The sequence below is a fragment of the Streptomyces sp. NPDC107521 genome (genome assembly GCF_055598485.1).
This window is the reverse complement of sequence record NZ_JBVKAT010000026.1, coordinates 65907-90357: the sequence shown is the minus strand read 5'-3', so window position 1 is coordinate 90357 and position 24451 is coordinate 65907. Positions and strand designations below refer to the sequence as shown.

The following is a 24451-nucleotide window of genomic DNA, read 5'->3' as shown; positions in this document are numbered from 1 at the left end:
ATGTCCCCCATCCCCGGCTCAGGGCTGGCCAAGGGCCTGGCCGTCACCCTGCGCACGATGACGCGGAAGACCGTCACCGAGCAGTACCCGGAGACCCAGCCGGACCTGCCGCCCCGCACCCGCGGGGTGATCGGGCTGTTCGAGGAGAACTGCACGGTCTGCATGCTCTGCGCCCGCGAGTGCCCCGACTGGTGCATCTACATCGACTCCCACAAGGAGACCGTCCCGGCCGCCGTCCCCGGCGGCCGCGAGCGCAGCCGGAACGTCCTCGACCGGTTCGCCATCGACTTCTCCCTGTGCATGTACTGCGGCATCTGCATCGAGGTCTGCCCCTTCGACGCGCTGTTCTGGTCCCCGGAGTTCGAGTACGCCGAGACCGACATCCGCGAGCTGACCCACGAGCGGGACAAGCTCCGCGAGTGGATGTGGACGGTCCCGGCCCCGCCCGCCCTGGACCCCGGCGCCGAGGAGCCCAAGGAACTCGCCGCCGCCCGCCGGACCGCCGAGAAACTGGCCGCCGCCCAGGACGGCCCCGGCCCCGGCACAAGTACCGGCACCGGCCCCGCCGCGGGCCCCGCGTCCGGACCGTCCGCCGGGCGCCCCGAGTCCCCGGAGGGAGAGTCGTGACCCTCGCCGCAGCGCACCCCGGCTTCCTGTCCCCGACCGGCGTCGAGATCGCCTTCGTCCTCGTCGGCCTGGTCACCTTCGGCGCCGCCGTGGTCACCGTCACCACCCGGCAACTGGTGCACGCCGCCCTGTGGCTGGTGGTGGCCCTCGGCGGGCTGGCGGTCGAGTACCTCCTGCTCACCGCCGAGTTCATCGCGTGGGTGCAGGTCCTGATCTACGTCGGGTCGGTCGTCGTCCTGATCCTGTTCGGCCTGATGCTCACCCGGGCGCCCATCGGCCGCTCCCCGGACGCCGACTCCGGCAACCGGTGGGCCGCCCTCGCCGTGGCGGTGGCCGCCGCGGCGGCGCTGGTCTGGGTCGTGACCGACGCCTTCCGGACCACCTGGATAGACCTGGACGGCCCCGCCGCCGGGTCCACCGCCGTGACCGGCGCCTTCCTCTTCCAGCACTGGGTGCTCCCCTTCGAGGCGCTCTCGGTCCTGCTCCTGTCCGCCCTGGTCGGCGCCATCGTCCTCTCCCGCCGGACCGCGGACTCGGTCTCGGACGCCGCCGCCACGGCCACGGCCACGGCCACCGGCCCCGCCGCCACCGGCACCCGCACCGGACCCGCGGCTTCCACGGCCGACGGCGCCGGCCCCGCGACCTCCGCCGACGGCCGCCGCCCCGGCGCCGACGGGGAGGGCGAGCGCTGATGCACCTCGCCTATCCCGCCGTCCTCTCCGCCCTCCTCTTCTGCACCGGCGTCTACGGCGTCCTCGCCCGCCGCAACGCGATCCTCGTCCTGATGTCCGTCGAGCTGATGCTCAACGCCGTCAACCTCAACCTCGTCGCCTTCGACGTCTGGCTCAGCCGCGCCGCCGAGGAGACCCTGCACTCCGGCCAGGCCCTGACCCTGTTCACCATCGCCATCGCCGCCGCCGAGATCGGCATCGGCCTGGCGATCGTGCTCGCCGTGCACCGCGCCCGCGGCACCGCCGACATCGACCGGCTCCGCGACACCGCCGAGGGCCACGGCCCCGACGACGGCGACGACGGGCCCGGCGACGGCGGCGGACCCGACGACCCCGAGGGCTCCGGACGGCCCGGCCCCGGCACCCCCGCGACCGGAACGGCCACCGAGAAGGCAGAGGCCAGCGCGTGACCACGACCACCCTCGCCGTACTCGTCCCCGTCCTGCCCTTCCTCGGCGCCCTGGCCGGGCTCCTGCTGGGCCGCACCGCCCCCGGCTTCGTCCGCCCGCTCGCCGTCCTGCCCACCCTCGCCTCGCTCGGGCTGGCCGCCGCGGTCGCCGCGCGCCAGGGCGGGGGACGGCCCGTCGACGCCGTCACCGAACTGACCCCGACCGGCTCCGTGCCGATCGAACTGGCCCTGCACATCGACGGCTTCGCCGCCCTCGTGGCCGTGCTCGTCGCCACCGTCGCCTGCTGCGTGCAGATCTACTCCACGGCCTATCTGCGCCACGACCCGCGCTACCCCTCGTACGCCGCCCTCGTCTCCCTGTTCACCGCCGCCATGTTCCTCGTCGTCTACTCCGGCGACCTGATGGTGCTGCTGGTCGGCTGGGAGATCATGGGCATCTGCTCCTACTTCCTGGTCGGCCACTACTGGGAGACCCGCGAGGCGCGCGCCGCCTCCCTCAAGGCCTTCCTGGTGACCAAGCTCGGCGACGTCCCCTTCCTGATCGGCCTGCTCGCCCTGGCCCACGAGACCGGCTCCTTCCGCATCACCCGGATCCTCGGCGCCGTCGCCTCCGGCTCGCTCGACCACCCGACCCTGATCGCCCTGCTGCTCCTGGCCGGCGTCGCGGGCAAGTCCGCCCAGTTCCCGCTGCACACCTGGCTGCCCGACGCGATGGCGGGCCCCACCCCCGTCTCCGCGCTGATCCACGCCGCGACGATGGTCGCCGCCGGTGTCTACTTCGTCGCCCGGCTCCTCCCGCTCTTCGAGGCGTCCCCGGCCGCGATGACCGTGCTCGCCGTCATGGCCGCCGTCACCATGGTCGGCTCGGCCCTGGCCGCGCTCGCCCAGGACGACATCAAACGCGTCCTCGCCTACTCGACCATCGGCCAGCTCGGCTACATGACCGGCGCCCTCGCCACCGGCGACCGCGGCGCCGCCGTCTTCCACCTCCTCACCCACGGCGCCTTCAAGGCGCTGCTGTTCCTCGCCGCCGGGGTGGTCATCCACGCCGCCGGCACCAACTCGCTGGCCGCCATGTCCCGCATGCGCGACCTGCGCGCCCGCGTGCCCGACGCCTACTGGACGATGACCGTGGCCCTGCTCGCCCTCGCCGCGATCCCGCCCTTCAGCGGCTTCTTCTCCAAGGAGTCCGTGCTGGTCGCCGCCGAGCACGCCGCCACCGGCCGCACCGCCCACGCGCCCGGCGCCGCGGGCTGGACCGTGCTGGTCGCCGCGCTGCTCGCCGCCGTCCTCACCGCCGCGTACGCGACCCGGCTGTGGCTGCTGGCCTTCCGCGGCCGGGGCACCGAGGCCCCGGACCACGGCCGTCAGCCGATGGCCATGAACGCCGTGCTCTGGGTGCTCGCCCTGCCCTCCCTCGCGCTCGGCGGGCTCGCCTTCCGGCGGCTGCCCGACTGGTTCGGCGGCGGGGACCTCACCCCCACCCTCACCACCTCCGTCCTCGGCACCGGCGTGGCCCTGATCGGCGGCCTCGTCACCTACGCCGCCTGGCGCCACACCACCGCCCTCGCCGCCCGGGTGCCCCTCGGCGCCGTCGCCGCCCACCCCGACGCGGACGCCGGAGAGGTCGAGGCCGAGGTCATCGCCAGCCACCGGGCCGCCTACGGCGACGTGGCCGGGGCCACCGACCCGGCCGACCCCGGACGGCTGCTGCTCGGCCCGCTGCACCGGCACGCGGCGGCCGGATTCCACCTCGACGCCCTCTACACGGCCCTCTTCGTCCGCCCGGTCCGGGCCGGCGCGGACCTCGTCCGGTTCCTGGACCGGGAGGTCGTCGACACCTATGTGCGCGGTGCGGGCACCCTGCCCCGCTGGCTGGGCGCCGCCGCCCGCCGCGCCCAGACCGGCAATGTGCAGACCTATGTGAGCGCGCTGCTCGCCGGCACCGTCGTCCTCGCGGTCGCCGCCGTCCTCGTCGCCACGGGAGCGTGAGCAGGCGTGATCGATATCAACGAGTCCGTGATGCGGGTCCTCCTGGCGGTCGTCGTCGCCGGGCCGCTGCTCGGCGCCGCCGCCGCCCTGCTGCCCGCGCCGCCGGGTCTGCGGGGGAGATCGCCCGAGCAGGCCGTCCTGCGCCACGGCGTCACCGTCACCGGCGCCGTCCTCGCCGCGGCCGTCGTCCTCGTGCTCGGCTTCGACCACGACCGGCCCTCGGACATGCAGGCCGTCACCGACGTCCCCTGGATCCCCGCCCTCGACGTGCGCCTGCACCTCGGTGTCGACGGCATCTCGCTCCCCCTCCTGCTCCTGACCGCGCTGCTGACCTTCCTCTGCGCGCTCTACTCGTACTTCCACATGCCGTCCGGCCCGAGCCCGAAGGCCTTCGTGGCACTGCTGCTCGTCCTGGAGTGCGGCACCCTCGCCAGCTTCGCCGTCCTCGACCTGATCCTGTTCTTCCTCGCCTTCGAGACGGTCCTCGTCCCGATGTACTTCCTCATCGCCCGCTGGGGCGGCGCGGACCGGGCCGCGGCGGCCTGGAAGTTCGTCCTCTACACGCTCCTCGGCTCGGTCGTCATGCTGCTCGGCCTGCTCCTCATCGGTCTGAGGGCTGGCACCTTCGACATGGTGGCACTGGCCACTGACAACGGCCGGTCACTGACCACGTCGGTGCAGGTCATCGCCGTACTCGCGGTGGGGATCGGGCTCGCGGTGAAGACCCCGATGTGGCCGCTGCACAGCTGGCTGCCCGACGCCCACACCGCCGCGCCGACCGTCGGCTCGGTGCTGCTGGCCGGCGTGATGCTGAAGATGGGCACGTACGGGTTCGTCCGCATCCTGCTGCCGGTCGCGCCGGAGGGCTTCCGCACCTTCGCGCCCTACCTGGCCGCCTTCGCCGTCGTCGGGATCATCTACGGCTCCCTGGCCTGCCTGGCCCTCGCCCGGCGGGGCGCCAGGGGCGACCTGAAGCGCCTCATCGCCTACTCCTCCGTCGGCCACATGGGCTTCGTCCTCCTGGGCATCGCCTCCATGACCCCGACGGGCGTCAACGGCGCCCTGTTCGCCAACATCGCCCACGGCCTCATCACCGGCCTGCTGTTCTTCGTCGTCGGCGCCCTCAAGGACCGCACCGGCACCACCGACCTCGACACCCTGGCCGACCGGACCGGGGCGGCCCTGTACGGCAGGGCGCCGCGCCTGGGCGGCATGTTCGCCTTCGCCGCGGTCGCCTCCCTCGGCCTGCCCGGACTGGCCGGGTTCTGGGGCGAGATGCTGGCCCTGTTCGGCGCCTTCGACCCGGCCCCGGGGCTCAGCCGCCCGGCCTTCCTCACCTTCATGGCGGTCGCCGCGACCGGCACCCTGCTCACCGCCGCCTACCTGCTGGTCGTGGTCCGCCGCGTCTGCATGGGCGCCGTGGACCGGGACGCCCCCGGCCTCCCCGACGTCCGCCGGTACGAGTTCGCCGCCTGGACCCCGCTCGTCGTCCTCACCGTCGTCGCCGGACTCTGGCCCCGGACCCTCCTCGGGCTGACCGACCCGGCCGTGCAGCAGCTCCTCGCAGGAGGCACCCGATGAGCGTCCAGGCCGCCCAGCCGCTGGCCCAGAGCCTCGTCCAGTCCGTGGACTGGCTCGCCGTCGCCCCGCCCACCCTGGCGGCGCTCGCCGGACTCGCCGTCCTCGTCGCCGACCTGTTCGTCCCGGACTCCCGCAAGGCCCTCCTCGGTCCGGCCGCCGTCGCCGGACTCGCCCTCGCCGCGCTCTCCCTGCTGCCCCTGGCGGGCGAGGACCGCTCCACGTTCTGCCTCACCGGCGACGCCTCCGCCTGCGCCTACACCGCGGACACCTTCACCCTCGCCGTCCAGCTCCTCGTCCTCGGCGGCGCCCTCCTCGCCGCCCTGCTCTCCCTCACCGCCCTCAAGGACGCCGACCGGGGGCTCCCGGAGGGCGAGTACTGGTTCCTGCTGCTCTCCTCCGCCGCCGGGGCCGCCCTGCTGCCCGCCGCCCGGGACCTCGCCACGCTGATCGTCGCCCTGGAGGTCGCCTCCCTGCCCGCCTTCGCCCTGGTGGGCCTGCGACGCGGCGACCGGCGCTCCTCCGAGGCGGCCCTGAAGTTCTTCCTCTCCTCGGTCACCGCCACCGCGGTCAGCCTCCTGGGCGTCAGCTTCCTGTACGCCACCACCGGCACGCTCCACCTCACCCGGCTGGCCGAGCGCGTCCAGCACGTCGACGGGCAGTTCGCCGTCCTCACCCAGACCGGCGTCGTCCTCACCCTGGTCGGCTTCGCCTTCAAGACCGCCGCGGTGCCGTTCCACTTCTGGGTCCCCGACACCTACGTCGGCGCCCCCCTGCCCGTCGCCGCCTACCTGTCGGTCGTCGGCAAGGCGGTCGGCTTCAGCGGCCTGATCCTGGTCACCGTCGTCGCCCTCCCGTCGTACGCCGACGCCTGGGGCCCGGCCCTCGCCGTGCTGGCGGCGCTCACCATGACCGTCGGCAACGTCGCCGCCCTGCGCCAGGCCACCACCCGCGCCTTCAGCGCGGTGCGCCTGCTGGCCTGGTCCTCCGTCGGCCAGGCGGGCTACCTCCTGGTGCCCATCGCCGCCGCCGGGTACTCCGACGACCCCGGGCGCGCCGTCGGCTCCACCGTCGCCTACGCGCTGATGTACGCCGCCGTGAACCTGGGCGCGTTCACCGTGGCCGCCCTGGTGGGCCGCGGACGGCCGCGCAACCGCGTCGCCGACTACCGGGGGCTGTACGCCGCCCACCCGCTCACCGCGCTGCTCATGGCGTTCTTCCTGCTCTGCCTGGCGGGGCTGCCGCCCGGTGTCATCGGCCTCTTCGCCAAGGTCACCGTGTTCTCCGCCGCCGTGGACGCGGGGCTCGGCTGGCTCGCCGCGGTGATGGCCGCCAACGTCGTCATCGCGCTGTTCTACTACCTCCAGTGGACCGCCCTGCTGTTCCGGGACCCCGCGCCCGGAGGGGCCGCCGGGAGCGCCGGGAACGCCACCACCGGTACGGGCTCCGGCGACGCCGGGGGCACTCCGGCCGGGGTGGGGACCGGGAGCGGGGCGGCCACCCCGCCCGGGACGGGGGCCGGGAACGCTGCGGGCGTGCGGGCCGCCGTCCTGCGCCTCCCCGCCCCGCTCGCGGCCGCGCTGGCCGTGACGGCGGTCGCCGCGGTGGTCCTCTCCGGCGCGCCCCAGCTCGTCCTGCGCTTCGCCGGGGGCGGCCTGTTCTAGGGCGTTCGTTTGGATCGGGCCGGATCGGGGAGCGGGTTCCGGCGCCGTGCGTCGCGAGGCGGAGGAGGGAGTCGGGGCGGAGCCCTGGCGACCGACGCCAACGCGGCGAGGTGCAGTACTAGGGCCCTCCAGCGCACCCCGTCCCGGGGGCCGCTCCGGGAGCGCCGGGAGCACCGAAGGGGGTTCCTGGGGCCGGGTGGGGGTTCCTGGAGGCGGTCCGTGCTCCTGGAGCTGGTCCGGGGGAGCGGTACCCGCGTGGGAGGGCGGCCGCGGGCCGGGGCCCGGGGGCGTGTCCGGCTCGGAGCCCTGGAGGGGGTGTTCGACCCGGTGTCCTGGGGCCGGGGTCCGGCCGGGCGACCTCGGGGCGGGGCCCGGCCCGGCGCCTGGGACGGGGCCGGCCTCGGTACCCCGGCGGGGCGTCCGTGCGCGCCAGGGACGTCCGTCGTGAAGCCCCCGGGACGCGACCACCGGGAAGCGGGCACCCGTGCGCGGGTGGTCCCGCGCGTCGAGGCCCGGCGGGGCCCCTCACCCGTACGGAGCACCCCGGCGCCGGGCCCGCCGGGGAACTGGCGGCCCCCGCCTGGCGTTGACCAGTTCGTAAGGGTCCACTGGACGTGACACACACGAGACCACGGCACCAGGGGCATCACGGGACAGGAAGCAACCACAGCGCGCGAGACCAGCAAGCGCAGGTTCCCCCGCTGCACGATTTGGAGGGCGCACCGTGCACCGCCGGCACAACGGGCTCAGGACCGCGGTCCTCCTCGGAGGCCTGTCCGCGCTCATCATCCTGATCGGCAGCTTCTTCGGCCGGGCGGGTCTCGTCGTCGCCGTACTCGTCGCCCTGGGCACCAACGCCTACGCGTACTGGAACAGCGACAAGCTCGCCCTGCGCGCGATGCGGGCCCGGCCGGTGAGCGAGTTCGAGGCCCCGGCGCTGTACCGCATGGTCCGCGAGCTGTCGACGCAGGCCCGCCAGCCCATGCCCCGGCTCTACATCTCGCCCACGGAGGCGCCGAACGCCTTCGCGACCGGCCGCAACCCGCGCAACGCGGCCGTGTGCTGCACCGAGGGCATCCTGCGCCTGCTGGACGAGCGGGAGCTGCGCGGTGTCATCGGCCACGAGCTGAGCCACGTCTACAACCGCGACATCCTGATCTCGTCGGTCGCGGGCGCCCTCGCCTCCGTGATCATGTTCCTGGTCAACTTCGCGTGGCTCATCCCGGTCGGACGCTCCAACGACGACGACGGGCCCGGTCTGCTGGGCATGCTGCTCATCATGATCCTCGGCCCGCTCGCCGCCGGCCTGATCCAGCTCGCCATCAGCCGCTCCCGGGAGTACGAGGCCGACGCGTCGGGCGCCCAGCTCACCGGCGACCCGCTCGCCCTGGCGGGCGCCCTGCGGAAGCTGGAGGCGGGCACCCGGCAGCTCCCGCTGCCCCCGGAGCCGCGGATCGAGACCGCGAGCCACATGATGATCGCGAACCCCTTCCGTCCGGGACAGGGATTGTCGAAAATGTTCTCGACCCACCCGCCCATGGCGGAGCGCATCGCCCGCCTGGAGAAGATGGCAGGCCACCAGTGAAGACCATCCTGAACATCATCTGGCTCGTCCTGAGCGGCTTCTGGCTCTTCCTCGGCTACCTGGCCGCGGGGCTGCTGCTCTGCATCACGATCATCGGCATCCCGTTCGGCATCGCGGCCTTCCGCATCGGCGTCTACGCCCTGTGGCCCTTCGGGTACACCACGGTCGAGCGCCGGGACGCGGGCGCGCCGTCCTGCGTCGGCAACGTGCTGTGGCTGGTCCTCGCCGGCTGGTGGCTGGCCCTCGGCCACATCGTCACCGGCTTCATGCTCTGCCTCACGATCATCGGCATCCCGCTGGGCATCGCCAACTTCAAGCTGATCCCGGTGTCGCTGCTGCCGCTGGGCCGCGAGATCGTGCGCACCGACCAGCCCTTCACCGCCGGTGGCCCCGGGCAGGGCACGGGCTGGTAGCGTCCGCCGCGCAACCACCGGACCCGCCCGGAACGTCCTCCTCCCCGAGAAGCGGGTGACGGAGGGCGCGCCCGTGTGGGAACAGGCAGAAAGGGCAGGGTCACGGCATGACCGTCATCGGCTGGATCATCCTCGGACTGTTGGCCGGAGCCATCGCCAAACTGCTGCTGCCGGGCCGCGACCCGGGCGGCCTGATCGGCACCACCCTCATCGGCATCGCGGGCGCCTTCATCGGCGGCTGGATCTCGTCGCGCTGGTTCGACCACCCGGTCAGCAAGAACTTCTACGACGGCACGACCTGGGCGGCGGCCATCGGCGGCTCGCTGGTCCTCCTGATCGGCTACCGCCTGCTCTTCGGCAACTCCCGCGACTGACCCGGGCGGCCGGGCTTCCACGGGCGCCCGGGAAGCGGGGGCGCGTACGCGGGAGGCCGCGGCACCGGCGCCCCACCCACGCAACGGAGAGGGCGGCACCGCACGGTGCCGCCCTCCGCCGTTTCCGACGCCCCGGCGCGCCCGGCCGTACCGGGGCGTCGGGGCCCTGCCGGGCCGCCGAGTCCCACCGGACCCCGCCCCGACGGGGGACGGGCGGGGCGGTGACCCCGACCCGGGGGACGGGGCGGGGACTCCTACCGCCCCGGCCGGGACCACGGGGTCCTACCGGTAGTTGACGAACTGCAGGGCGAAGTCGAAGTCCTTGCCCTTGAGCAGGGAGATGATGGCCTGGAGGTCGTCCCGGCTCTTGGAGCTGACCCGCAGCTCGTCACCCTGCACCTGCGCCTTGACGCCCTTGGGGCCCTCGTCGCGGATGATCTTCGCCACCTTCTTCGCGTTGTCCTGGGAGATGCCCTCCTCGATCGACGCGAAGATCTTGTACTCCTTGCCGGAGAGCTGCGGCTCACCGGCGTCCAGGGCCTTCAGCGAGATGCCGCGCTTGACCAGCTTGGACTGGAAGACGTCGAGGATGGCCTTCACCCGGTCCTCGGAGTTGGCCTCCATGAGGATCTTCTCCCCGGACCACGCGATCGAGGCGCCCACGTTCTTGAAGTCGTAGCGCTGGGAGATCTCCTTGGCGGCCTGGTTGAGGGCGTTGTCGACCTCCTGCCGCTCGACCTTCGAGACGATGTCGAAACTGGAGTCGGCCATGTCCTGTGGCTCCTTGTATCTGGTGCGTGTCGGGCCGCGTAACGCGTCCGTACCGGTATCCGTCGGCGGCCACCGGGCCCCACCGGGGCCCCGGCCGCATCCGGACAAGCCTAGCCACCCCCCCGCCCCCGGAGTGGCGATCAATCAGGTGGCGAAGCACCCCTCCGGATCGGGTATTGTTTACGTCGTTGCCACAGAGCGCCGCCGAAAAGCGGTTCGAAGGGCATCAACCCCCGGCGGTGTGCCCGAGCGGCCAAAGGGAGCAGACTGTAAATCTGCCGGCTCAGCCTTCCCAGGTTCGAATCCTGGCGCCGCCACACTGGGGCAAACCCCCTCTGAACAGCGAATCTCGCTGGTCGGAGGGGGTTTCTCGTTGTCGTACTCTGTTCGATTCCTCGCGGTCGTGGCGGGGGCGTGTCTCACCTCGTACCGCCCGAATCCCGTCTCTGATCAGTGCGTGTCCCCCAGGTGTCCCCCAGGGGTGAGCATGATCACCCCGGCTCGTTCCACTCCCGAAGGGCCGCCTGGATACGGCTGTTGGCGTGTTCCCGGGTCTGATCGAGCACCTTGGCGTACACCTTGTGCAGTACGGCGACGCTGTGCCCGGCCCGGCGGGCGCACTCCATAGCGTCCACCCCGGAACTGAGCCAGAAGGAGACGCCGGCGTGCCTCAGGTCGTAGGGGCGGCGGGCCAGCAGCGAGGCCGTTTCCGCCTCGCTCAGCACGTCCTTGCGGGCCCTGGCCCAGACCTCTCCGTAGCCGGTCTCCTGTAGCAGGCCGTCGCGGTTCGTCCGGAAGAGACGGCCGTCGGGTGCCGTGCCGTGCGTGGCGATGTGCTGCCGGAGCAGGCGGACGAAGTGCGGCGGGATCGGCACCGGTCGGGAGTCCTTCTTGGCGCGGGCCTTGAGGTGGCGCCTCTCGTGCGCCGTCCCGTCGTCGGTCCAGCTCCGCCCGGCCCGGACGACTCCTTCCCGCAGGGTAAGCATCCCCCACCCCGTCTCCGGGAGGTGGCACTGGCCTGCGCGCAGCCCGGCGGCCTCGGCGGGGCGCATGGCCGCGTAGTACAGGCAGCCGAAGAAGGCTTCCAGGTGCCGCCCGCGCGGCCCCTGCCCGCGGACCCCTGCCAGTAGTGCGCGGACCTGGCGGGGGTTGGCGACGCTCTCGGGGTCGACGGCCTCCACCGACTTGGGCGCGGTCCACTTCACGGCACTGATCGGGTTGACCGGCACGGCGAAGTACTTCTCCTCGACGGCGAGCCCGAGCACGTCGCTCAGGCAGGCGCGCTTGCGCTTTGCGGTCCGCGGCGCCGCTTCCTTGCCGTCGAGCCGCAAGGAGAGCGCGTCCAGAGCCAGACGCACGGTGGCGGGGTCCTCCAGAGTGGAAACTGGCAGCGAGTGCTTGGCGACCCAGGCGAGGGCGTGGGCCACGTCGTCCGGGGGCGTCTCGTTCCAGCGGTTCCGGTTGTAGGCCCATCCGTAGAGCGCGCGGCGCATGAGGGCGACGTCGGGCATCCCCGTCCGCGTCTTCACGAGTGCGGGGGTGATGGTCGCCAGTGCGTCGGCGTAGTTCTTCCGCGACTTGGCCGGCGCCAAAGCCCACTTGCGGTCGACGTACGTACGGCTGTGCTCGTACCACGTGATGGAGCCGAGTTTGGCGCGTAGTTCGGAGACCGGGAGGCCCGTCTCCTCGTCGAACTGGTCACCGCGCCGCACGGCCGCCATGAGTTCTGAACGGCGCCCTTCGGCCTGAGCCTTGAGTGTGTAGCTCTTGGAATGCTTGCGTACTCCGACCAGCCATTGGACGCGGTAGGGCTTGGGGCGTTCCTTGCGGATCTCGATGGAGTAGAGACGGACGTCGTAGGTCAATGCCATGTGAACTCCAGAGGGGCCCGCCGGAAGCGGGCCCCTCGTTTCTCGCAGTGGTGACGGTCAGGCAGCTTCTTCGAAGGATGCCCACCAGGCGTCGAGGTCGCTGCGGCGGCAGCGAAGCTGGCCGTTGGGGAGCTTGATGAGCTTGGGTGCCTTGCCGCGGGCGCGCATGCGGTAGAAGGCGGCTCGGCTCATCTCGATCTCTTCGAGGACTTCGCGGAGCTTGAGCTTCGGGTCTCGGGTCACGGCACTCCTTGGAACGGGTTGAGCGGCGGGGCGCTTCTGTCCGAGGTCGTGATTTCTGCGTCACTGCGTCGGCAGCGTCGTGTAGGGCTGCTGAGCTGGGGTTTTGTGGTGACGCGGGTGTTTGTGGGTGCGTCATTCGTGACGCGGGCGGTGTCACGGGCGTGACGCGGGTGACGGTGGGTGACGCGGCCGGAGCTGTCTTGTGTCACGTCTTCCGTGGCTGGTCAGGTGGTGTTTCGGGTGCGTGGGTGACGCGGGTGACGCAGCTTTCCCTTTCTTAGGAAAAAGGGGAGTGGTGGTTGTTGTGGGGTGGTGCGGGTCAGGGCTGGTTGGGGAGCCGCTCGCGGCGCGTCCATCGGGGGCGGCTGCGCCGAACAGCAAGAGGAGCACCCGGCTCCCGGGTGGGCGGGTGCTCCTCTTGCTTGTCCGCGGTGCCGTCGGGCTGCTCGGGCTGTGCCGGGGGTTAGTGCAGTGGGGGTTGTTGGTGGTCGGGGTGGGGGGTGTGGCGGTTGAGTTCGATGTAGCGGCCTTCGCGGGTGCGGCCCCAGTCGATGAGGACGCCGCGGGCGTTGAGGGTGGGCTGGAGGCGTTTGAGGCGGTCGGAGAGGACTTTCCCGGTGGTGGGCCACCCTTTGGGCACGGTGCGGCATTCGTCGCCGCTGTAGAGGGTGGTGAGGCGGTGGAGCCATTCCGTGGAGGTCATCCGGTCCGTTGTGCCGGGGTCGAGGGCGGCGGCGTGCCTGAGGACGGCCTGGGCGAGGAGGTCGCCCTCGATGACGTCGTCGTTGAGGTCGTCCAGACCGGCCCGGTAGGCGGGCAGGGTCCGGAACCCGGTCGCGGCGTCGACCTGTGCGCACAGGTGGGCGAAGTCCGCCATGCGCAGGTCGCTCGGGATGTCGGCCTGTGCTGCCCGCACCTTCACGGTCAGGTCCAGCAGGGACCCGAGGATGACGGGGAGTGCGGCTTCGAACTCCGTCCAGAGTTCGGCCTCGGTCCGGCGTACGCGGGGGCGTTCCAGGCGGAGGGTGAGGAGGCGTTCGGCGAGGTCGGGGCGGATGACGCCGACGTCGATGCCGGTGAGGAGGAGGGGGCGGCGGTAGCGGGAGCGGACGACGTCGCCGTCGCTGAACAGGGCGCGCTTGATGCTTTCGGCGCCGGTGACGATGCAGCACATGAGGTCGGAGAGGTCGGGGGCGAGGTGGGAGAGGTTGTCGAGGGCGGTGACCCATCCGGCGGCGACGGCGGTGATCAGGTTCTCTTCGTCCTTGGGGGCCCGGCGCAGGTCGCCGGTCATGCCCTCGATGACCCTCACCAGCATCCGGCCGGCCGTCGACTTGCCTGCTCCCTGGGGGCCGGTGAGGAACGGGGCGGGGACGGGGACGGAGGGGCCGAGGCAGCCGATGAGCCAGGCCAGTGCCAGGCACTCGGTTTCGGCGGTGGCGAAGTTCGTGAGCCTCAGCAGCAGGTCGATGCCCTTGCCGTCGGTGTCCCGGGCGGGCAGGGGCAGTTCCCCGGTGAGCTGGGTGCGCCGCCAGCACACCTCACGGGGGTCCGGTACGAGGATCTCCCACCCGTTGGGGTGGATGCGGACGGACTGGCCGTCGTCGCGGCCCAGGTCGAGCCACGTCGCCCCGTCGAACCCGGGGGCGACCCGGATGTGGGTTGCCTGCACGTCCTGGCTCAGCGCCAGCGCCTCGATCAAGTCGAGCGCCTCCTTCAGGGCGGTTCCGTTGAAGACGCCGACCCCATCGTTGAACAGGTCGACCATGAGTTCCTGCCGGTGGCTCCCCGTCGTGCCCTGGGAACGGATCGGGCGGGCCACGGGGTGGCCGATCCGCTGGGCGTAGACGGTGCCCTCGGTCGTGCGGAAGTACCGGAAGTGGGATTGTGCGTAGGCGGTGATGACCTCACGCGCTGGGGTCTTCTCGTCCTCGGACACGGCTCACATCCCCAGCGCCGTGCGGGCGTTGGTCCACGCGTCCGTGCAGTGCCGGGCCGTCTCTCCCTTGGCCTGCGCGGCGGTGAACAGGCGGGCGATGTGGGTGTCGGTGAGGCAGCCGCACCGGCCGTGCGTGGACAGCACCGCCAGGAACGCGGCGTACACGGTCGCGTGGACGGCGCTGGTGGCCTGGGCGATGCGCTGTTCGGCCATGGCGATCCCACGGGCGAGGTAGACAGGCGTGCGATGCGGACACGGACCCCGCCCGGAGAACGCGGGCACGGGCACGGGGCGGGGTGCGGGCCGGGCGGCGGGCGGTTCCTTCACGGCCAGGGCGCGGACGGTGTCGGGGAGGGGGGCGAGGGTGCCGGTGCCGGCGCCGAGGTAGCGGGCGTAGGCCATGGCCGACTTGATGTCCACGCCGGGCCGGACGGCGTTGTGGGAGGTCATGGTGCCCCGGTAGATCCAGTGCTCACCGCGCGTCGTCGGCACGGTCCGGGTGGCGGGCAGGGTGGTACGGGCCCAGGCGATGGCGTCGGCGTCGTCGAGGTCGACCACGGTCAGGCCGGTGCCGCCGGGGTGGTAGCCGACGCACACGGCCCGTCGCCATGCCGCCGCCCACGGGGGCGAGGCGATGACGGCCGGGTCGGTGGTGGCGGCGGCCCAGGCATGGCAGACGCCGGGGCAGTGGCAGGGCCCCGGGGTCTTCATGTTCGGCCGGCCGCCACACGCGTTGCCCGCGCACGTCGTGCAGTTGCCGAACGGCACCTTGTCCCGGCGTAGGGGCAGCACGGGCACGCTGGCCGCGGCGAGACTCAACGCGGTGGGCAGGGGCTGCGGCGTCGCGCTCACGCCGCCGCCGGTAGGAGAGGGGAGGATGTCCGGCACTCGCCGGATCACGGTGGGTTGAGTCATGCTGGGGTATCTCCAGTTCCTTGATGGGCGCTGGCAGGCAAGGGCGGCCCCGGCTTCTTGGCGGAATGGGGCCGCCCTTGGCGTAGCTAGAAGGGGCTGTTCTGCCGGTACCGCGCGTTGAGCACGATGTCGGTGTGATCGAACGCGAGACCCTGGGCGTCTTCGAGCGGAAGCCAGCGGACGGCGGCGGCGTCGTCCCCGGCGCGGGCGGTGGTGTCGTCGGGGACGGTCACGAGGTAGGCGGCGGTGACGTATCGGCCGCGTGGGTCGCGGTCGGGGGCGTCGTAGATGCCGATCAGTTCCATGTCCCAGGGGTCGACGTGGACGCCGGTCTCTTCCAGCAGTTCTCGCGCGGCGGCGGCGCGGGAGGTCTCGCCGGGGTCGACGTGCCCGCCGGGCAAGGCCAGCCGTCCCTGGTGCGGCGGCCATCCCCGCTCGATCAGGAGGACTGTGCCGCTCCGGATGCACACCACGTCGGCGGTGTACCGGATGGTCTCGAAGGTTTCGGTGGTGTCGGTCATTCGGTTCTCGCTCCCTGTGCGGAACGGGTTCAGCCGTGGAAGTGGTTGCGCTTGAACACGGCCTTGCGGATGTTCACGGTGGTGCCGCCCTTGTGGCCGCTCGCGCTGAGCACCTGGACGGCGACCCATCCGCCGAAGATGACGGCGGCCAGGATGACGAGCTGGCCGATGAACGCGGTGAGCGCGGCGATGAACGAGGTGAGCAGGATCAGTCCGCCGGACACCGCGAGGAAGCCGACGCCCCCGAGGGCGACGTTCGCGGCCGTGCGGGAGACGGCCGGCTTGGTCGCGGCCGGTGCGGGCTGGGCGGGGTTGATGGCGTAGCCGGTGACGACGCGGCCGTCCGGGAGGACGATGCTCGCCACCGCCGGGACCGCGCCCGGCTGCACCGCAACGACCGGCGCCGGGGCGACGGCGGCGGGCGGGAGTGGGGTGGGCTGGTGGACCTCTACGGCCCGCTGCTCGGGCACGTGCGGGGTGTGGTCGGGGTACATGCGGAATCCCTTCCGGTGCTTGGTTGGGGAGGCGGGGGCACACCCTTCGGGGTGCCGTGTGGAGGGGGTTTCGGGGGTTTGAGCAGGCAGGCTCCCTGCCTCCCCGAAACGGTGTTTTCGCTGATCAACGTGGGGGATGCGGGCCGGGGAGGGGGTTGGGGAGTTCTCCCCGCCTCCCCGGGCCGGACGGCCGCGCCTCCCCGCTACTCGGCGGCGGAAGCGGAACCCGTCTCGTCGCGGTTGGCGATGGCCCGCAGGACGTGATCGCGGTGGACGACCATGACGCCGTGCGACTTCTTCGGCTCCTCGCCGTGCTCCTCCAGCAGGCTCTTGAGCCGGTCGTTGGTCCACTGGTCGCCGTAGACCGTCGGGGCCAGGGCGTGCAGCCGCTTGAGGACCTCGTTGGTCCGCAGCCGGGGCGCGTCGCCGATGACGGCGGCGACGTCGGCGAGCGCGTCGCGCTCCTCGGTCTGGTCGACCACGCGCAGGGTGGTGACGCCGTCGCGCAGGGCCTTGGCCCGCTCCGCGATCTCGGCGGCCGGCTCGTCGTCGATGAAGTGGGTGCGGACCGTGATGGAGGACTGGCCCGCCGGCATCTCGATGCCGTCGGAGGCGACGACGAGGGTGCCCTTGTCCAGACCCTGGCGCAGCAGGTGCGGGGCGGCGCCGTCGTCCACGGCCTTGTCCCCCAGGGCCATCCGGGACTGTGTCTCGGTGCCCAGGACGAGGGAGGCGCGGGTGTGGGCGCCCTCGCGGACCAGCTTGGGAAGGTTCTGGTCGGTGGGGTCCTGCGTGCCCTGCCACATCAGCACGTCGACCGCACGCCCCTGGTTGTGAATCTTGCGCACCGCCATGAAGTAGCGAGAGGTGGCCTTGGCGCCGCCGTAGGGGCGGCCGTCCTCGCCCTTGACCGGGCACATGAACGCCACCTGAGCTTCGTCCACCAGGACGATCAGCGGCGGGAACGTCGCGGCCGGGTCGGTGCGGCGCACCTCGATCCGCCGGTTCATCTCCTCCACCGCGTCCTCGACCATCTCGGTCGCCTGGACGACGTGATCGTCGGACGGCCCCTCGATCAGCACCTCCGCGATGCCCTCGTACATGCTCCAGTCGCCCACGCCCTTGAGGTCGGCGATCCAGAACTGCACGGAGCGGTCCAGCGACAGCCACAGGGCGAGCGAGCGCAGGGCGGCGGTCTTGCCCTGGTTCGAGCGGCCGGTGATGAGCAGGTGCCGCTGATACACGCTCAGCTCCGCCGCATCCCCGCGCAGGTTCCGGCCCCACGGGGCCTTGCCCTTCTTGTAGTCGGCGGTCATCGTCTCGTCCGTGACCAGCGGGGACGGGCCGATCGGCTCGTCCAGCGCACCGGAGTCGGCGATCCACAGCCGCACCGTCCGCGCCGCCTGCGGGATCGCGATGAACACCTCGTGCTCGTGCCGGGTCAGGTTCTCGGCAAGCTTCCTGCGCTTGCTCTGCACCTCGTTCGTGGCCACCCCGGAGGGAAGGGTCACGTCGACCTCGACGCCGCATCCGGCGATGGTGATCGGCCCGAGCATGGACGCGCCGGCGTCGCCCATCTCCTTGATGGCGTTGCGCAGCGCGGGCACTCCGAGGTCGCGCAGGGCCTTGACCACGATGGACGGGGTGATCGGCTCACCCTCACCCGAGCGGACGTTCGCCGGGAGTGCCCAGGCAGGTGCGGCGTGCTGCTTGCCGCCGACCGACCACAGCGCCAGCAACGCGAGGAACGGGCCGATGGTGAGCGCCGGGCCCCACACGATCTGCACGATCCGGATCAGCAGGGCGATGAAGTCGACCGTCGCCGACAGCGGCGTGACGACGTCCCCGACCTGGCCCGTGTTGACGGCCATCACGACACCGAGGGCGACCAGGACGCCGATGCTCATACCGGCGCCGACGGCCACGCCCTTGGCGGCCTCCACCGGGGAGTGCAGCAGGTCCATACGGCGGTGGTGGCGGGCGGCGCGGAAACGCTGCAACCGCTCCTCCCACTCCTCGGCCGCTTCCAGGTTCCCCGCGGCTTCCGCCGCCCGGATTATCCGCTCGTACCGCGAGCCGGTCCGGCCGTCCCACGCGAGATGGGCCACGATCCGCCCGCCGTTGAGGGTGTACAGGCCGTGCCGGGCCGTCGCGCGCACGGCCGTCTTCGTCCGCTCGTGCGTCACGCCGGTCTTGATGGCGCGGCCGGAGCGCACCCACAGCGGCACGGGACGGGCCGGCGGCGCGTCGGGCACGACCGTGAGCACCGTGGGGGCGGTGTCCGGGGCCGGGGGATCGGTGGGCTTGTGGAGGTGGACGACGTTTTCAGACATGCTGGAAGTTCTCCTGACTGCCCCTACAAGGGCGGGAGGTAGGGAGAGAGCCGGGGTGGCCGGGTCCGTGGAAAGAGGCGGCCACCCCGGTACCGAAATGGCTGGTCAGAACCAGCCGGACGACTTCTTCTTGGCCTTGGCGCGGGCGGCCTCGGTGATCAGCCGCTGACGCTCGCCATGCAGGGCGGTCAGTTCCGCGGTCAGCCGAAGCTCCGCGCTGTTGCCGGTGGCGTCCATGCGCTGCTCTTCACGGCCGGCGCTACGGCCCCGGGCCACCTTGTAGCCGCCGACGGCCAGGGCACGGGCCATCGCCCGGCGCTCACTGCCGGTCAGCGGCCACCACTCACCCCGGCGGACCGCGTCCAACTTCTTTGAGGTCGCCAGGATCTCGCGGTCCAGGCGGCGTATGTCGGCGTTACGCATGCGTGGCTTCTCCTCCTGAGGTTGGGAAGATTCGCTGAGGTCAGGTCATGCACCAGCCGGAGTCACAGCCGGAGTCCCACTCGTCGAACGGGAGGGTGTCGACGCCGTCCGGGATCGCGACACGCAACGGCCGGTTGAACCGGGTCAGCCAGACGTGGTCCTTGCCGAGTTCGTCGCGGCGTCGGTTGAGGAGTTCTTCGAGCTGGCACGCCTTCTCGAACAGCTCGGGCTCGTCTCGGCGCATGTCGTGCCACGTCTCCGGCCGGCGGAACGGGCAGAACCAGCACGACGACTTCGGCGGCACTGGCAGGCCCGCGCCGCGGATGATGCGGGCGCAGTCGATGCGCCGGATACCGCGCTCCAACAGCGGATACTCGATGCGCTCGTGTGGCTCGCAGCGCCGGTTGTTCGCGCGCTGGATCTCGTCCAGGCTGATCCCGATCCCGACGATGGCCGGCGCGTCCTTGGTGGCGCCGCGCCGTTTGAGTTCGTCGGCGATGACCTTGATCTTGAACTGGGCCGTGCAGGAGCGGGTGCCAGGGGCCCCGTTCGACATCCGCACCGGAATGTTCAGCGACCTCGAACCCTCCCGGGTCAGGTCCTGGAAGAGCGTGCGGACCTCACCGGAACGCTTCATCACGCGGTCCAGTACGACCAGCTCAAGGCCGTGCGCTTCGGCGTAGGGGATGGCGTACTGGCGCAGGTAGGCGAGGGTGCCGGGGTGTTCGGAGTCGTCCCCGACGTTCGCCATCAGGAAGGTGCGGTAGTCCAGCTCACCCTGAGCTGCGAGGACCAAGGCAGCCGTGGACTGTACACCGCCGCCGAAGCTGAACGACTTCACCGTGTCCGTCGTGGGCGTGCTCATCCCGCCACCTCCACCGTGCGGGCCCGCTCGGCAAGGAGCGTGTCCCGCACCACCCGGGCGTTCGCCGGCGACGTGCGCACGGCGCGGCGGATGCCCTCGCCGGTCACCTTCGCGTCCGGCCAATCCGCCGTCACCGCGCGTGCCTCGGCGAGCAACTGTTCCGGGGTGCGCTTCGGTCGGGTCGGCTTGGCCGCGTCCGGCACGCGGCCGGTGGCGCGGCGCGGCCGGGTCGACTCCGCCGGCACCGCGCGCGCTTCGATCGAGGCGACCGGAGCAGGGTCGACCGGCGGGAGCGGCTTGAGGTGCGGAGTCGACTTGCCCAGGTCGACCGCGACCGGTTCGGGCACGGTCAGCCGGGTCAGCGTCACCACCGGGTCCGACGTCGATTCCGGCAGTTCAGCCATAGACCGTTTCGTATCGGTCTTGGTGGCTTCCTCCGCATTCGCGACTGGTGCGGGATCGAGGGCGAGACCGCCGAACATCGAGGCAAGGGCGGCGTCCGCGCCGGCGGTGACGCGGTCGCGCTGCACGTTCAGCAGCCTCGATCCGAGCGCCACGTCCCCGACCCCGACCTTGCGGGCCAGTCGCCACGACTTCCGCTCGGACCATTTCTTGACCCGGTCGCTGGGGTGCTGGGTGGCGCGGGCGCGGTGGTAGGCCAGGGCCTGCACCAGATCGGCGGTGCGGCGTTCGTTCTCGGCATCGCGGCCGTCGGTGTGCACCACGATTCGGCGGGCCAGGAACGCCATGCCCTCGGCCGAGACGGACATGCCCATCGGGGTCAGCGCGTAGATCACGGTGCGGCCCAGATCGGGTGCGGCCATCGCCCCCATCACGGCGGCGGCGGCCGGCAGCGCCCACAGCCCGAGCCTGACGATGCGCGGGGAGGACTGGCCCAGCATGGTCAGCCCCAGCAGGACCAGGGCGAGCACGGCCGTGGCGCCCTCACCCGCGGCGAGCGCACCAAGCGCGGTGCCCTTGCCGTAGGCGTGGCCGATGTTGCTGTACGTGCCGATACCGCCGAACACGCCCGTTGCCAGCATCGGAACGAACGCGGCTGCCAGCACACCGATCTGTACGCGGGTCAGCTTGCTGCCGGTCATCGGGTACCCCCGGTGGCGAGCAGGGCGGCGAGGATGAGCAGCGCGCCGCCGGTCATGGTCAGGTCGACCGCGCGGCGCAGGCACGTGAACTTGGCGACCGCGAGCCGGGACAGACCGGCGACGTCAGCGGCCAGATCGGAGATGACGGCGGCGCCAATCTGTTCAGCGGTGAGGGTGGCCCACAAGGGGAAGCCATGCCGCCCGCCCAGGTTCGGGCGCACCGACCGCAGCAGCAGCCCGGCAGCCCCGACCAGCAGCGCGAGACCGATGCCGCCCGCGACGATGGCGGGCACGGTCAGCGACAGGTGGCGGGCGACCGTCCACGTACCGGCGAGCACCGCGCCGACGAACGCCAGCAGCAGCGCCGTCTTCGTGTCCGTCCGCGCGATCTCCGCCTTCACTTCAGCGTGGGCGGCGGTCAGGGTCCGGTCGGTGGCACTCACGCGGCACCCCCGGGAAGGCTCGCGCCGGCCGTCGAGTTGAGCAGGGCGACGCGGGCGGCGAGAGCGCGGCGGCGGGCCCGGCGGATGCGGCGGGCGTCCAGTTCGGTCGGTGTGCGGTCGAGGGTGACGATGTGCGCGTCGAGCAGGTCGACGTCCGCGAGGATGACGGGCATCTCCTGCTCGATCGCGTTCAGCTCCGCGTTCGTCGGGTCCATAAAGTCGGCGAACGCGGTAACAGCGTCCTGAACAGCGACGATGTGGTCCATGGGTCGTGGTTCCTTCCAGCGAGGAACGGCCCGAACGCGGCTCCCGGGTGGCACCCCGGGAGCCGCTTGCCGTTGGAGTCGGTTCCGGCTCCCCTCAGCGCTGCTCGTACGAGACGAGCAGCGGAGGCAACCGGCCGCCGCGACCCGCGCGACGGAAGGGCTGATGGTTCGAGCGCGGCAGATGCCGCGAAGGTTCTGCGGATGTCAGATCACGCAATGCCAGTCACCGCCCCGACGGGCGGATCAGGGCAGGCCACCCGGCCCGACATGGGCGGTCGGGATGGTGACCTGCACCCATCGACCGCACGTGTTCATGCGGCTGGGTCGGCACTCTGTTGAGTTCTCCGCAGCGCGGAATCCGGGCCAAGCCATCCGGGCACTGCCTCATACACCGTGATTCCAGGGCCAGCCCGTATCTGGTGCGCACCAGTAGAGTGCAACTGGTGCGCACCAGAGTCAAGATGGTTCGCTGGATCGGGTGGCGGTCGAACCGCCGCGGTGTATCTCCAGAAGACCTCTGGAGGCAGGGCCGCCGGTAGCCAACAGGGCTTAACTTTCGGCCTGTTAACCCCTGTTGACCTGCGGCGACGTGCGTCAGGCTGACAAGGTGCTGTGAGGCAAGCGAACGCCGGGAGGTGGGCCTGTGAGTGAGGGACTTCGGAGTGCGCGGACGGCGCGCGGATGGTCGCAGGAACGACTGGTTCGCGAGATCGAGCAGTTCGCCCGACGGAGCCTCACGGAGGTTGCTTCAACCGCGAGTCTGCGGGTGTACGTGTCCGAGTGGGAGAACGGCAAGCGCACCATCTCGGACCGGTACGCGCGCGTCCTGCGGCAGCTCCTCGGCGTTACGGACGGGGAGCTGAGGGATTCTGACCCGGCCCCCGTGGCACCGGTTGCCGACGGCTACGACGACCTGTTGAGTCGGATCGATTCAGCCAGCAGTGTCAGCGAGTCCATGGTGAAGATGTTCAACGACCAGACAGAGCTACTGCGGACCATGGACCGCCAGAGAGGCGCCGCGGCCCTGGTCGATCAGATGTCCGGCCACCTGACCGCCCTTGAAGACGCGCTCAACTTCGCCGTGCTGCCTTCCGCCCGTCGGCCCGTGGCGCTCGCGCTCGCTGGCGCCTCAACTCTCGCAGCGTGGCAGGCAATCGACTCGGGGGCCGTCGAGCGGGCGTGGCGACACTATGAACTTGCCAAGCGCGCGGCGCGCGACGCTGAAGAGCCCATGTACCTGGCCCATGCCATGGGCGAGCAGGCATATGTGCTCTGCGAAGCGGGACGGCCGGCGCTCGCCGTCGACCTCGTGCGGGATGCTCAGCGCACCGTCGGGCAAGCCGGTTCCGCCCGCCTCCGGGCATGGCTGTACGCCGCGGAAGCCGAGATGTGCGCGCACGCCAACATGCCGGACGACTGCCAGCGTGCGCTGGACGCGGCCATGGCTGTCATCCCGCCGGGCCCCGAAGATCGGGACCCTGACATGGTGAGCATCTTCCTGAACGGCTCGCATCTCGCCCGGTGGCAGGGCAACGTGCTCGCCCTGCTTGGGGAGGAGTCAGCGGTGACCGGCCTTTACGGCGCGCTTGAGGTGATGGACCCGACGTTCGTTCGCGCACGCGCCGGCCTCCACGCCGACCTTGCCCAAGCGCACCTCACACGAGCCGAGTACGACAACGCCGGTACGCACCTGCGGCAGGCCCGACTGTTGGCGAGCCGGACCGGTTCGGTCCGGCAGCGCCGTCGCGTCGACATGCTCACTGCGCGGTTGTGAGTCCCTGGGTGCGTCGGGTCGCCAAGATGTGCAGGAGAGCGATCAGGGTGCCCGAGCCCAGCAGCTCACCGCGAGCCATGAGCCTGGGGATGTCCGCTAGCGGTACCCACTCGATGTGGCTGGCCTCTTCCAGGTCGGTTGGCTCGCCGATCTTCTCGGCGCCATGCGCTAGGAAGATCTCGTGTGGCGAGTCGACCATGCCGACCATGGGCTGATAGCTCACGACGTGTTCCAGTGACTTGGGTCGCCATCCCGTCTCTTCGACGGTCTCCCGCAGTGCCGTGTCCACCGGGTCTTCCCCCTGGTCGACGATGCCACCGGGGAGTTCCCAGCCGAATTGCTGCGGGACAAAGCGGTACCGCCACATCATCAGGACGCGGTCCTGATCGTCAATGACGGCCGTGACCGCCACGTGGTGGAGCCTCACAACGTGGTGTTCGAACCGCTTCACCCCCGGTGGCTCCACGTCCCAGAGCTGGAGTCTGACCCACCGGTTGTCGTACACGTCGCGCTCGCCGTGGATACGCCAGGGTTCCAGCCCTTCCGGACGTTGAACGCTCACCGCGCCCGGCACCCGGTACGAACTTCGTCCCCGCACCTCCAAGTGTCCTTCTGAGAGGAGACGGGCGAGCACCTGCCGTAGAGCCGTCCGGCCGATGCCGAGTTCTTCCACGAGCGTGCGTTCTGAGGGGAGCTTGTCACCGGGCGCGTACTCGCCTGCCGCGAGTCGCGCGCGAAGCGTCTCGTAGACCCTGGTCGTCTTCGGTCCCATCCGCGCAGCACTCTCCGTTCTGACGTGGTGCGTACCAGCGTAGCGGGCGGCAGGCGAGTATTGAGCGCTGTAAGTAATCCCGAAAGCCGCCGACGAAGCAGAACGCGATCACCTCAACAGTGGCTCAGGAATTCTTGAGAGTGTTGAGTGCCCCTATGGCGGCAAGTTTTTGGGGCCCCGCGGTTAACGAGCCTAAAGTGGCTGACTCGTTTTTACCCCGACTGTCCGAAGAAGAGGCTGAAGGGGTCTCGGTCATGTGCGACGCACTGATCTACATCTAGCTCTCTGTCGGCGAGCGTCGAGGCGAAGTCGCGCGAATCATCCCAGTCTGCTCGTATTTGGCGT

Annotated in this window: 24 protein-coding genes and 1 tRNA gene; 11 read left to right on the top strand and 14 right to left on the bottom strand. The window is 71.4% G+C overall.

The window, feature by feature from the left end; genetic code table 11:
* The 9 genes from ACZ7LB_RS28860 (at nucleotide 1) to ACZ7LB_RS28820 (ending at nucleotide 9373) form a co-directional block, all read left to right on the top strand.
* Nucleotides 1-627: a NuoI/complex I 23 kDa subunit family protein gene (locus ACZ7LB_RS28860; protein WP_471472141.1), complete on the top strand. Its 627-nt coding sequence runs from the start codon at nucleotides 1-3 to the stop codon at nucleotides 625-627.
* Nucleotides 624-1319: an NADH-quinone oxidoreductase subunit J family protein gene (locus tag ACZ7LB_RS28855; protein WP_471472140.1), complete on the top strand. Its 696-nt coding sequence runs from the start codon at nucleotides 624-626 to the stop codon at nucleotides 1317-1319. The genes ACZ7LB_RS28860 and ACZ7LB_RS28855 overlap by 4 nt, the downstream gene beginning before the upstream one ends.
* Nucleotides 1319-1768: an NADH-quinone oxidoreductase subunit NuoK gene (gene nuoK / locus ACZ7LB_RS28850; protein WP_471472139.1), complete on the top strand. Its 450-nt coding sequence runs from the start codon at nucleotides 1319-1321 to the stop codon at nucleotides 1766-1768. The genes ACZ7LB_RS28855 and nuoK overlap by 1 nt, the downstream gene beginning before the upstream one ends.
* Nucleotides 1765-3759, top strand: a complete 1995-nt coding sequence (locus ACZ7LB_RS28845; RefSeq protein WP_471472138.1) for an NADH-quinone oxidoreductase subunit 5 family protein — start codon at nucleotides 1765-1767, stop codon at nucleotides 3757-3759. The genes nuoK and ACZ7LB_RS28845 overlap by 4 nt, the downstream gene beginning before the upstream one ends.
* A gap of 6 nt (nucleotides 3760-3765) precedes the next feature.
* The gene (locus ACZ7LB_RS28840; RefSeq protein WP_471472137.1) at nucleotides 3766-5340 is read left to right on the top strand and encodes a complex I subunit 4 family protein; all 1575 of its coding nucleotides are present in this window, start codon (nucleotides 3766-3768) and stop codon (nucleotides 5338-5340) included.
* Nucleotides 5337-7001, top strand: a complete 1665-nt coding sequence (locus tag ACZ7LB_RS28835) for an NADH-quinone oxidoreductase subunit N (RefSeq protein ID WP_471472136.1) — start codon at nucleotides 5337-5339, stop codon at nucleotides 6999-7001. Before ACZ7LB_RS28840 ends, ACZ7LB_RS28835 begins: the two co-directional genes overlap by 4 nt.
* Nucleotides 7002-7725: 724 nt before the next feature.
* Nucleotides 7726-8586, top strand: a complete 861-nt coding sequence (htpX, locus tag ACZ7LB_RS28830) for a zinc metalloprotease HtpX (protein ID WP_471472135.1) — start codon at nucleotides 7726-7728, stop codon at nucleotides 8584-8586.
* Nucleotides 8583-8999 (top strand): YccF domain-containing protein, encoded by a 417-nt coding sequence (locus ACZ7LB_RS28825; protein WP_161227914.1) that lies wholly within the window; start codon nucleotides 8583-8585, stop codon nucleotides 8997-8999. The genes htpX and ACZ7LB_RS28825 overlap by 4 nt, the downstream gene beginning before the upstream one ends.
* A 107-nt stretch (nucleotides 9000-9106) precedes the next feature.
* Complete coding sequence (locus ACZ7LB_RS28820) at nucleotides 9107-9373, top strand: GlsB/YeaQ/YmgE family stress response membrane protein (RefSeq protein ID WP_471472134.1); 267 nt, start codon at nucleotides 9107-9109, stop codon at nucleotides 9371-9373.
* A 282-nt stretch (nucleotides 9374-9655) separates the two neighbouring features.
* Here the strand turns inward: ACZ7LB_RS28820 and ACZ7LB_RS28815 are convergent, their stop codons facing one another.
* Nucleotides 9656-10144 carry a YajQ family cyclic di-GMP-binding protein gene (locus tag ACZ7LB_RS28815; RefSeq protein ID WP_365207592.1) on the bottom strand — a complete coding sequence of 163 codons (489 nt, stop codon included), beginning with the start codon at nucleotides 10142-10144 and terminating at the stop codon, nucleotides 9656-9658.
* Nucleotides 10145-10379: 235 nt separating this feature from the next.
* On the opposite strand from ACZ7LB_RS28815, the gene ACZ7LB_RS28810 reads away from it, so the two are divergent.
* Nucleotides 10380-10461, top strand: a tRNA-Tyr gene (locus ACZ7LB_RS28810).
* 174 nt (nucleotides 10462-10635) lie between these two features.
* Here the strand turns inward: ACZ7LB_RS28810 and ACZ7LB_RS28805 are convergent.
* From ACZ7LB_RS28805 to ACZ7LB_RS28750, 12 genes are all read right to left on the bottom strand, one after another.
* Nucleotides 10636-12015 carry a tyrosine-type recombinase/integrase gene (locus tag ACZ7LB_RS28805; RefSeq protein ID WP_471472133.1) on the bottom strand — a complete coding sequence of 460 codons (1380 nt, stop codon included), beginning with the start codon at nucleotides 12013-12015 and terminating at the stop codon, nucleotides 10636-10638.
* A 57-nt stretch (nucleotides 12016-12072) separates the two neighbouring features.
* On the bottom strand, nucleotides 12073-12258 hold the full coding sequence (locus tag ACZ7LB_RS28800; protein ID WP_471472132.1) for a helix-turn-helix transcriptional regulator: 186 nt from the start codon (nucleotides 12256-12258) through the stop codon (nucleotides 12073-12075).
* 463 nt (nucleotides 12259-12721) lie between these two features.
* A complete protein-coding gene (locus ACZ7LB_RS28795; protein ID WP_471472131.1) occupies nucleotides 12722-14197 on the bottom strand; it encodes an ATP-binding protein in 1476 nt (491 codons plus the stop codon).
* 3 nt (nucleotides 14198-14200) lie between these two features.
* Nucleotides 14201-15112 (bottom strand): bifunctional DNA primase/polymerase, encoded by a 912-nt coding sequence (locus tag ACZ7LB_RS28790; protein WP_471472130.1) that lies wholly within the window; start codon nucleotides 15110-15112, stop codon nucleotides 14201-14203.
* Between the two features lie 86 nt (nucleotides 15113-15198).
* Nucleotides 15199-15633 (bottom strand): NUDIX domain-containing protein, encoded by a 435-nt coding sequence (locus ACZ7LB_RS28785; RefSeq protein WP_471472129.1) that lies wholly within the window; start codon nucleotides 15631-15633, stop codon nucleotides 15199-15201.
* 29 nt (nucleotides 15634-15662) lie between these two features.
* Complete coding sequence (locus tag ACZ7LB_RS28780; protein ID WP_471472128.1) at nucleotides 15663-16127, bottom strand: hypothetical protein; 465 nt, start codon at nucleotides 16125-16127, stop codon at nucleotides 15663-15665.
* Nucleotides 16128-16330: 203 nt separating this feature from the next.
* Nucleotides 16331-18460, bottom strand: coding sequence for an FtsK/SpoIIIE domain-containing protein (locus ACZ7LB_RS28775; RefSeq protein ID WP_471472127.1), 2130 nt, complete (start codon nucleotides 18458-18460; stop codon nucleotides 16331-16333).
* A gap of 105 nt (nucleotides 18461-18565) precedes the next feature.
* Complete coding sequence (locus tag ACZ7LB_RS28770) at nucleotides 18566-18883, bottom strand: hypothetical protein (RefSeq protein ID WP_471472126.1); 318 nt, start codon at nucleotides 18881-18883, stop codon at nucleotides 18566-18568.
* A 40-nt stretch (nucleotides 18884-18923) separates the two neighbouring features.
* Complete coding sequence (locus ACZ7LB_RS28765) at nucleotides 18924-19679, bottom strand: phosphoadenosine phosphosulfate reductase (RefSeq protein WP_471472125.1); 756 nt, start codon at nucleotides 19677-19679, stop codon at nucleotides 18924-18926.
* Between the two features lie 65 nt (nucleotides 19680-19744).
* Nucleotides 19745-20851 carry a conjugal transfer protein gene (locus tag ACZ7LB_RS28760; RefSeq protein ID WP_471472124.1) on the bottom strand — a complete coding sequence of 369 codons (1107 nt, stop codon included), beginning with the start codon at nucleotides 20849-20851 and terminating at the stop codon, nucleotides 19745-19747.
* Nucleotides 20848-21294 carry a Pycsar system effector family protein gene (locus ACZ7LB_RS28755; RefSeq protein WP_471472123.1) on the bottom strand — a complete coding sequence of 149 codons (447 nt, stop codon included), beginning with the start codon at nucleotides 21292-21294 and terminating at the stop codon, nucleotides 20848-20850. Before ACZ7LB_RS28755 ends, ACZ7LB_RS28760 begins: the two co-directional genes overlap by 4 nt.
* Nucleotides 21291-21560, bottom strand: coding sequence for a DUF6284 family protein (locus ACZ7LB_RS28750; RefSeq protein WP_471472122.1), 270 nt, complete (start codon nucleotides 21558-21560; stop codon nucleotides 21291-21293). The genes ACZ7LB_RS28755 and ACZ7LB_RS28750 overlap by 4 nt, the downstream gene beginning before the upstream one ends.
* Before the next feature lie 766 nt (nucleotides 21561-22326).
* Here ACZ7LB_RS28750 and ACZ7LB_RS28745 point away from each other — a divergent pair.
* Nucleotides 22327-23334 (top strand): XRE family transcriptional regulator, encoded by a 1008-nt coding sequence (locus ACZ7LB_RS28745; protein ID WP_471472121.1) that lies wholly within the window; start codon nucleotides 22327-22329, stop codon nucleotides 23332-23334.
* On the opposite strand, the gene ACZ7LB_RS28740 is transcribed toward ACZ7LB_RS28745, so the two are convergent.
* Nucleotides 23318-24106, bottom strand: coding sequence for an NUDIX domain-containing protein (locus tag ACZ7LB_RS28740; RefSeq protein WP_471472120.1), 789 nt, complete (start codon nucleotides 24104-24106; stop codon nucleotides 23318-23320). The genes ACZ7LB_RS28745 and ACZ7LB_RS28740 overlap by 17 nt on opposite strands.
* Nucleotides 24107-24451 lie beyond the last annotated feature (345 nt).

What these genes read in the sequence shown, in the direction of transcription:
- ACZ7LB_RS28860 (WP_471472141.1), top strand. Translation starts at nt 1, where the DNA reads ATGTCCCCCATCCCCGGCTCAGGGCTGGCCAAGGGCCTGGCCGTCACC.
- nuoK (WP_471472139.1), top strand. Translation starts at nt 1,319, where the DNA reads ATGCACCTCGCCTATCCCGCCGTCCTCTCCGCCCTCCTCTTCTGCACC.
- ACZ7LB_RS28835 (WP_471472136.1), top strand. Translation starts at nt 5,337, where the DNA reads ATGAGCGTCCAGGCCGCCCAGCCGCTGGCCCAGAGCCTCGTCCAGTCC.
- ACZ7LB_RS28820 (WP_471472134.1), top strand. Translation starts at nt 9,107, where the DNA reads ATGACCGTCATCGGCTGGATCATCCTCGGACTGTTGGCCGGAGCCATC.
- ACZ7LB_RS28815 (WP_365207592.1), bottom strand. Translation starts at nt 10,144, where the DNA reads ATGGCCGACTCCAGTTTCGACATCGTCTCGAAGGTCGAGCGGCAGGAG.
- ACZ7LB_RS28805 (WP_471472133.1), bottom strand. Translation starts at nt 12,015, where the DNA reads ATGGCATTGACCTACGACGTCCGTCTCTACTCCATCGAGATCCGCAAG.
- ACZ7LB_RS28790 (WP_471472130.1), bottom strand. Translation starts at nt 15,112, where the DNA reads ATGACTCAACCCACCGTGATCCGGCGAGTGCCGGACATCCTCCCCTCT.
- ACZ7LB_RS28785 (WP_471472129.1), bottom strand. Translation starts at nt 15,633, where the DNA reads ATGACCGACACCACCGAAACCTTCGAGACCATCCGGTACACCGCCGAC.
- ACZ7LB_RS28780 (WP_471472128.1), bottom strand. Translation starts at nt 16,127, where the DNA reads ATGTACCCCGACCACACCCCGCACGTGCCCGAGCAGCGGGCCGTAGAG.
- ACZ7LB_RS28775 (WP_471472127.1), bottom strand. Translation starts at nt 18,460, where the DNA reads ATGTCTGAAAACGTCGTCCACCTCCACAAGCCCACCGATCCCCCGGCC.
- ACZ7LB_RS28770 (WP_471472126.1), bottom strand. Translation starts at nt 18,883, where the DNA reads ATGCGTAACGCCGACATACGCCGCCTGGACCGCGAGATCCTGGCGACC.
- ACZ7LB_RS28760 (WP_471472124.1), bottom strand. Translation starts at nt 20,851, where the DNA reads ATGACCGGCAGCAAGCTGACCCGCGTACAGATCGGTGTGCTGGCAGCC.
- ACZ7LB_RS28750 (WP_471472122.1), bottom strand. Translation starts at nt 21,560, where the DNA reads ATGGACCACATCGTCGCTGTTCAGGACGCTGTTACCGCGTTCGCCGAC.
- ACZ7LB_RS28740 (WP_471472120.1), bottom strand. Translation starts at nt 24,106, where the DNA reads ATGGGACCGAAGACGACCAGGGTCTACGAGACGCTTCGCGCGCGACTC.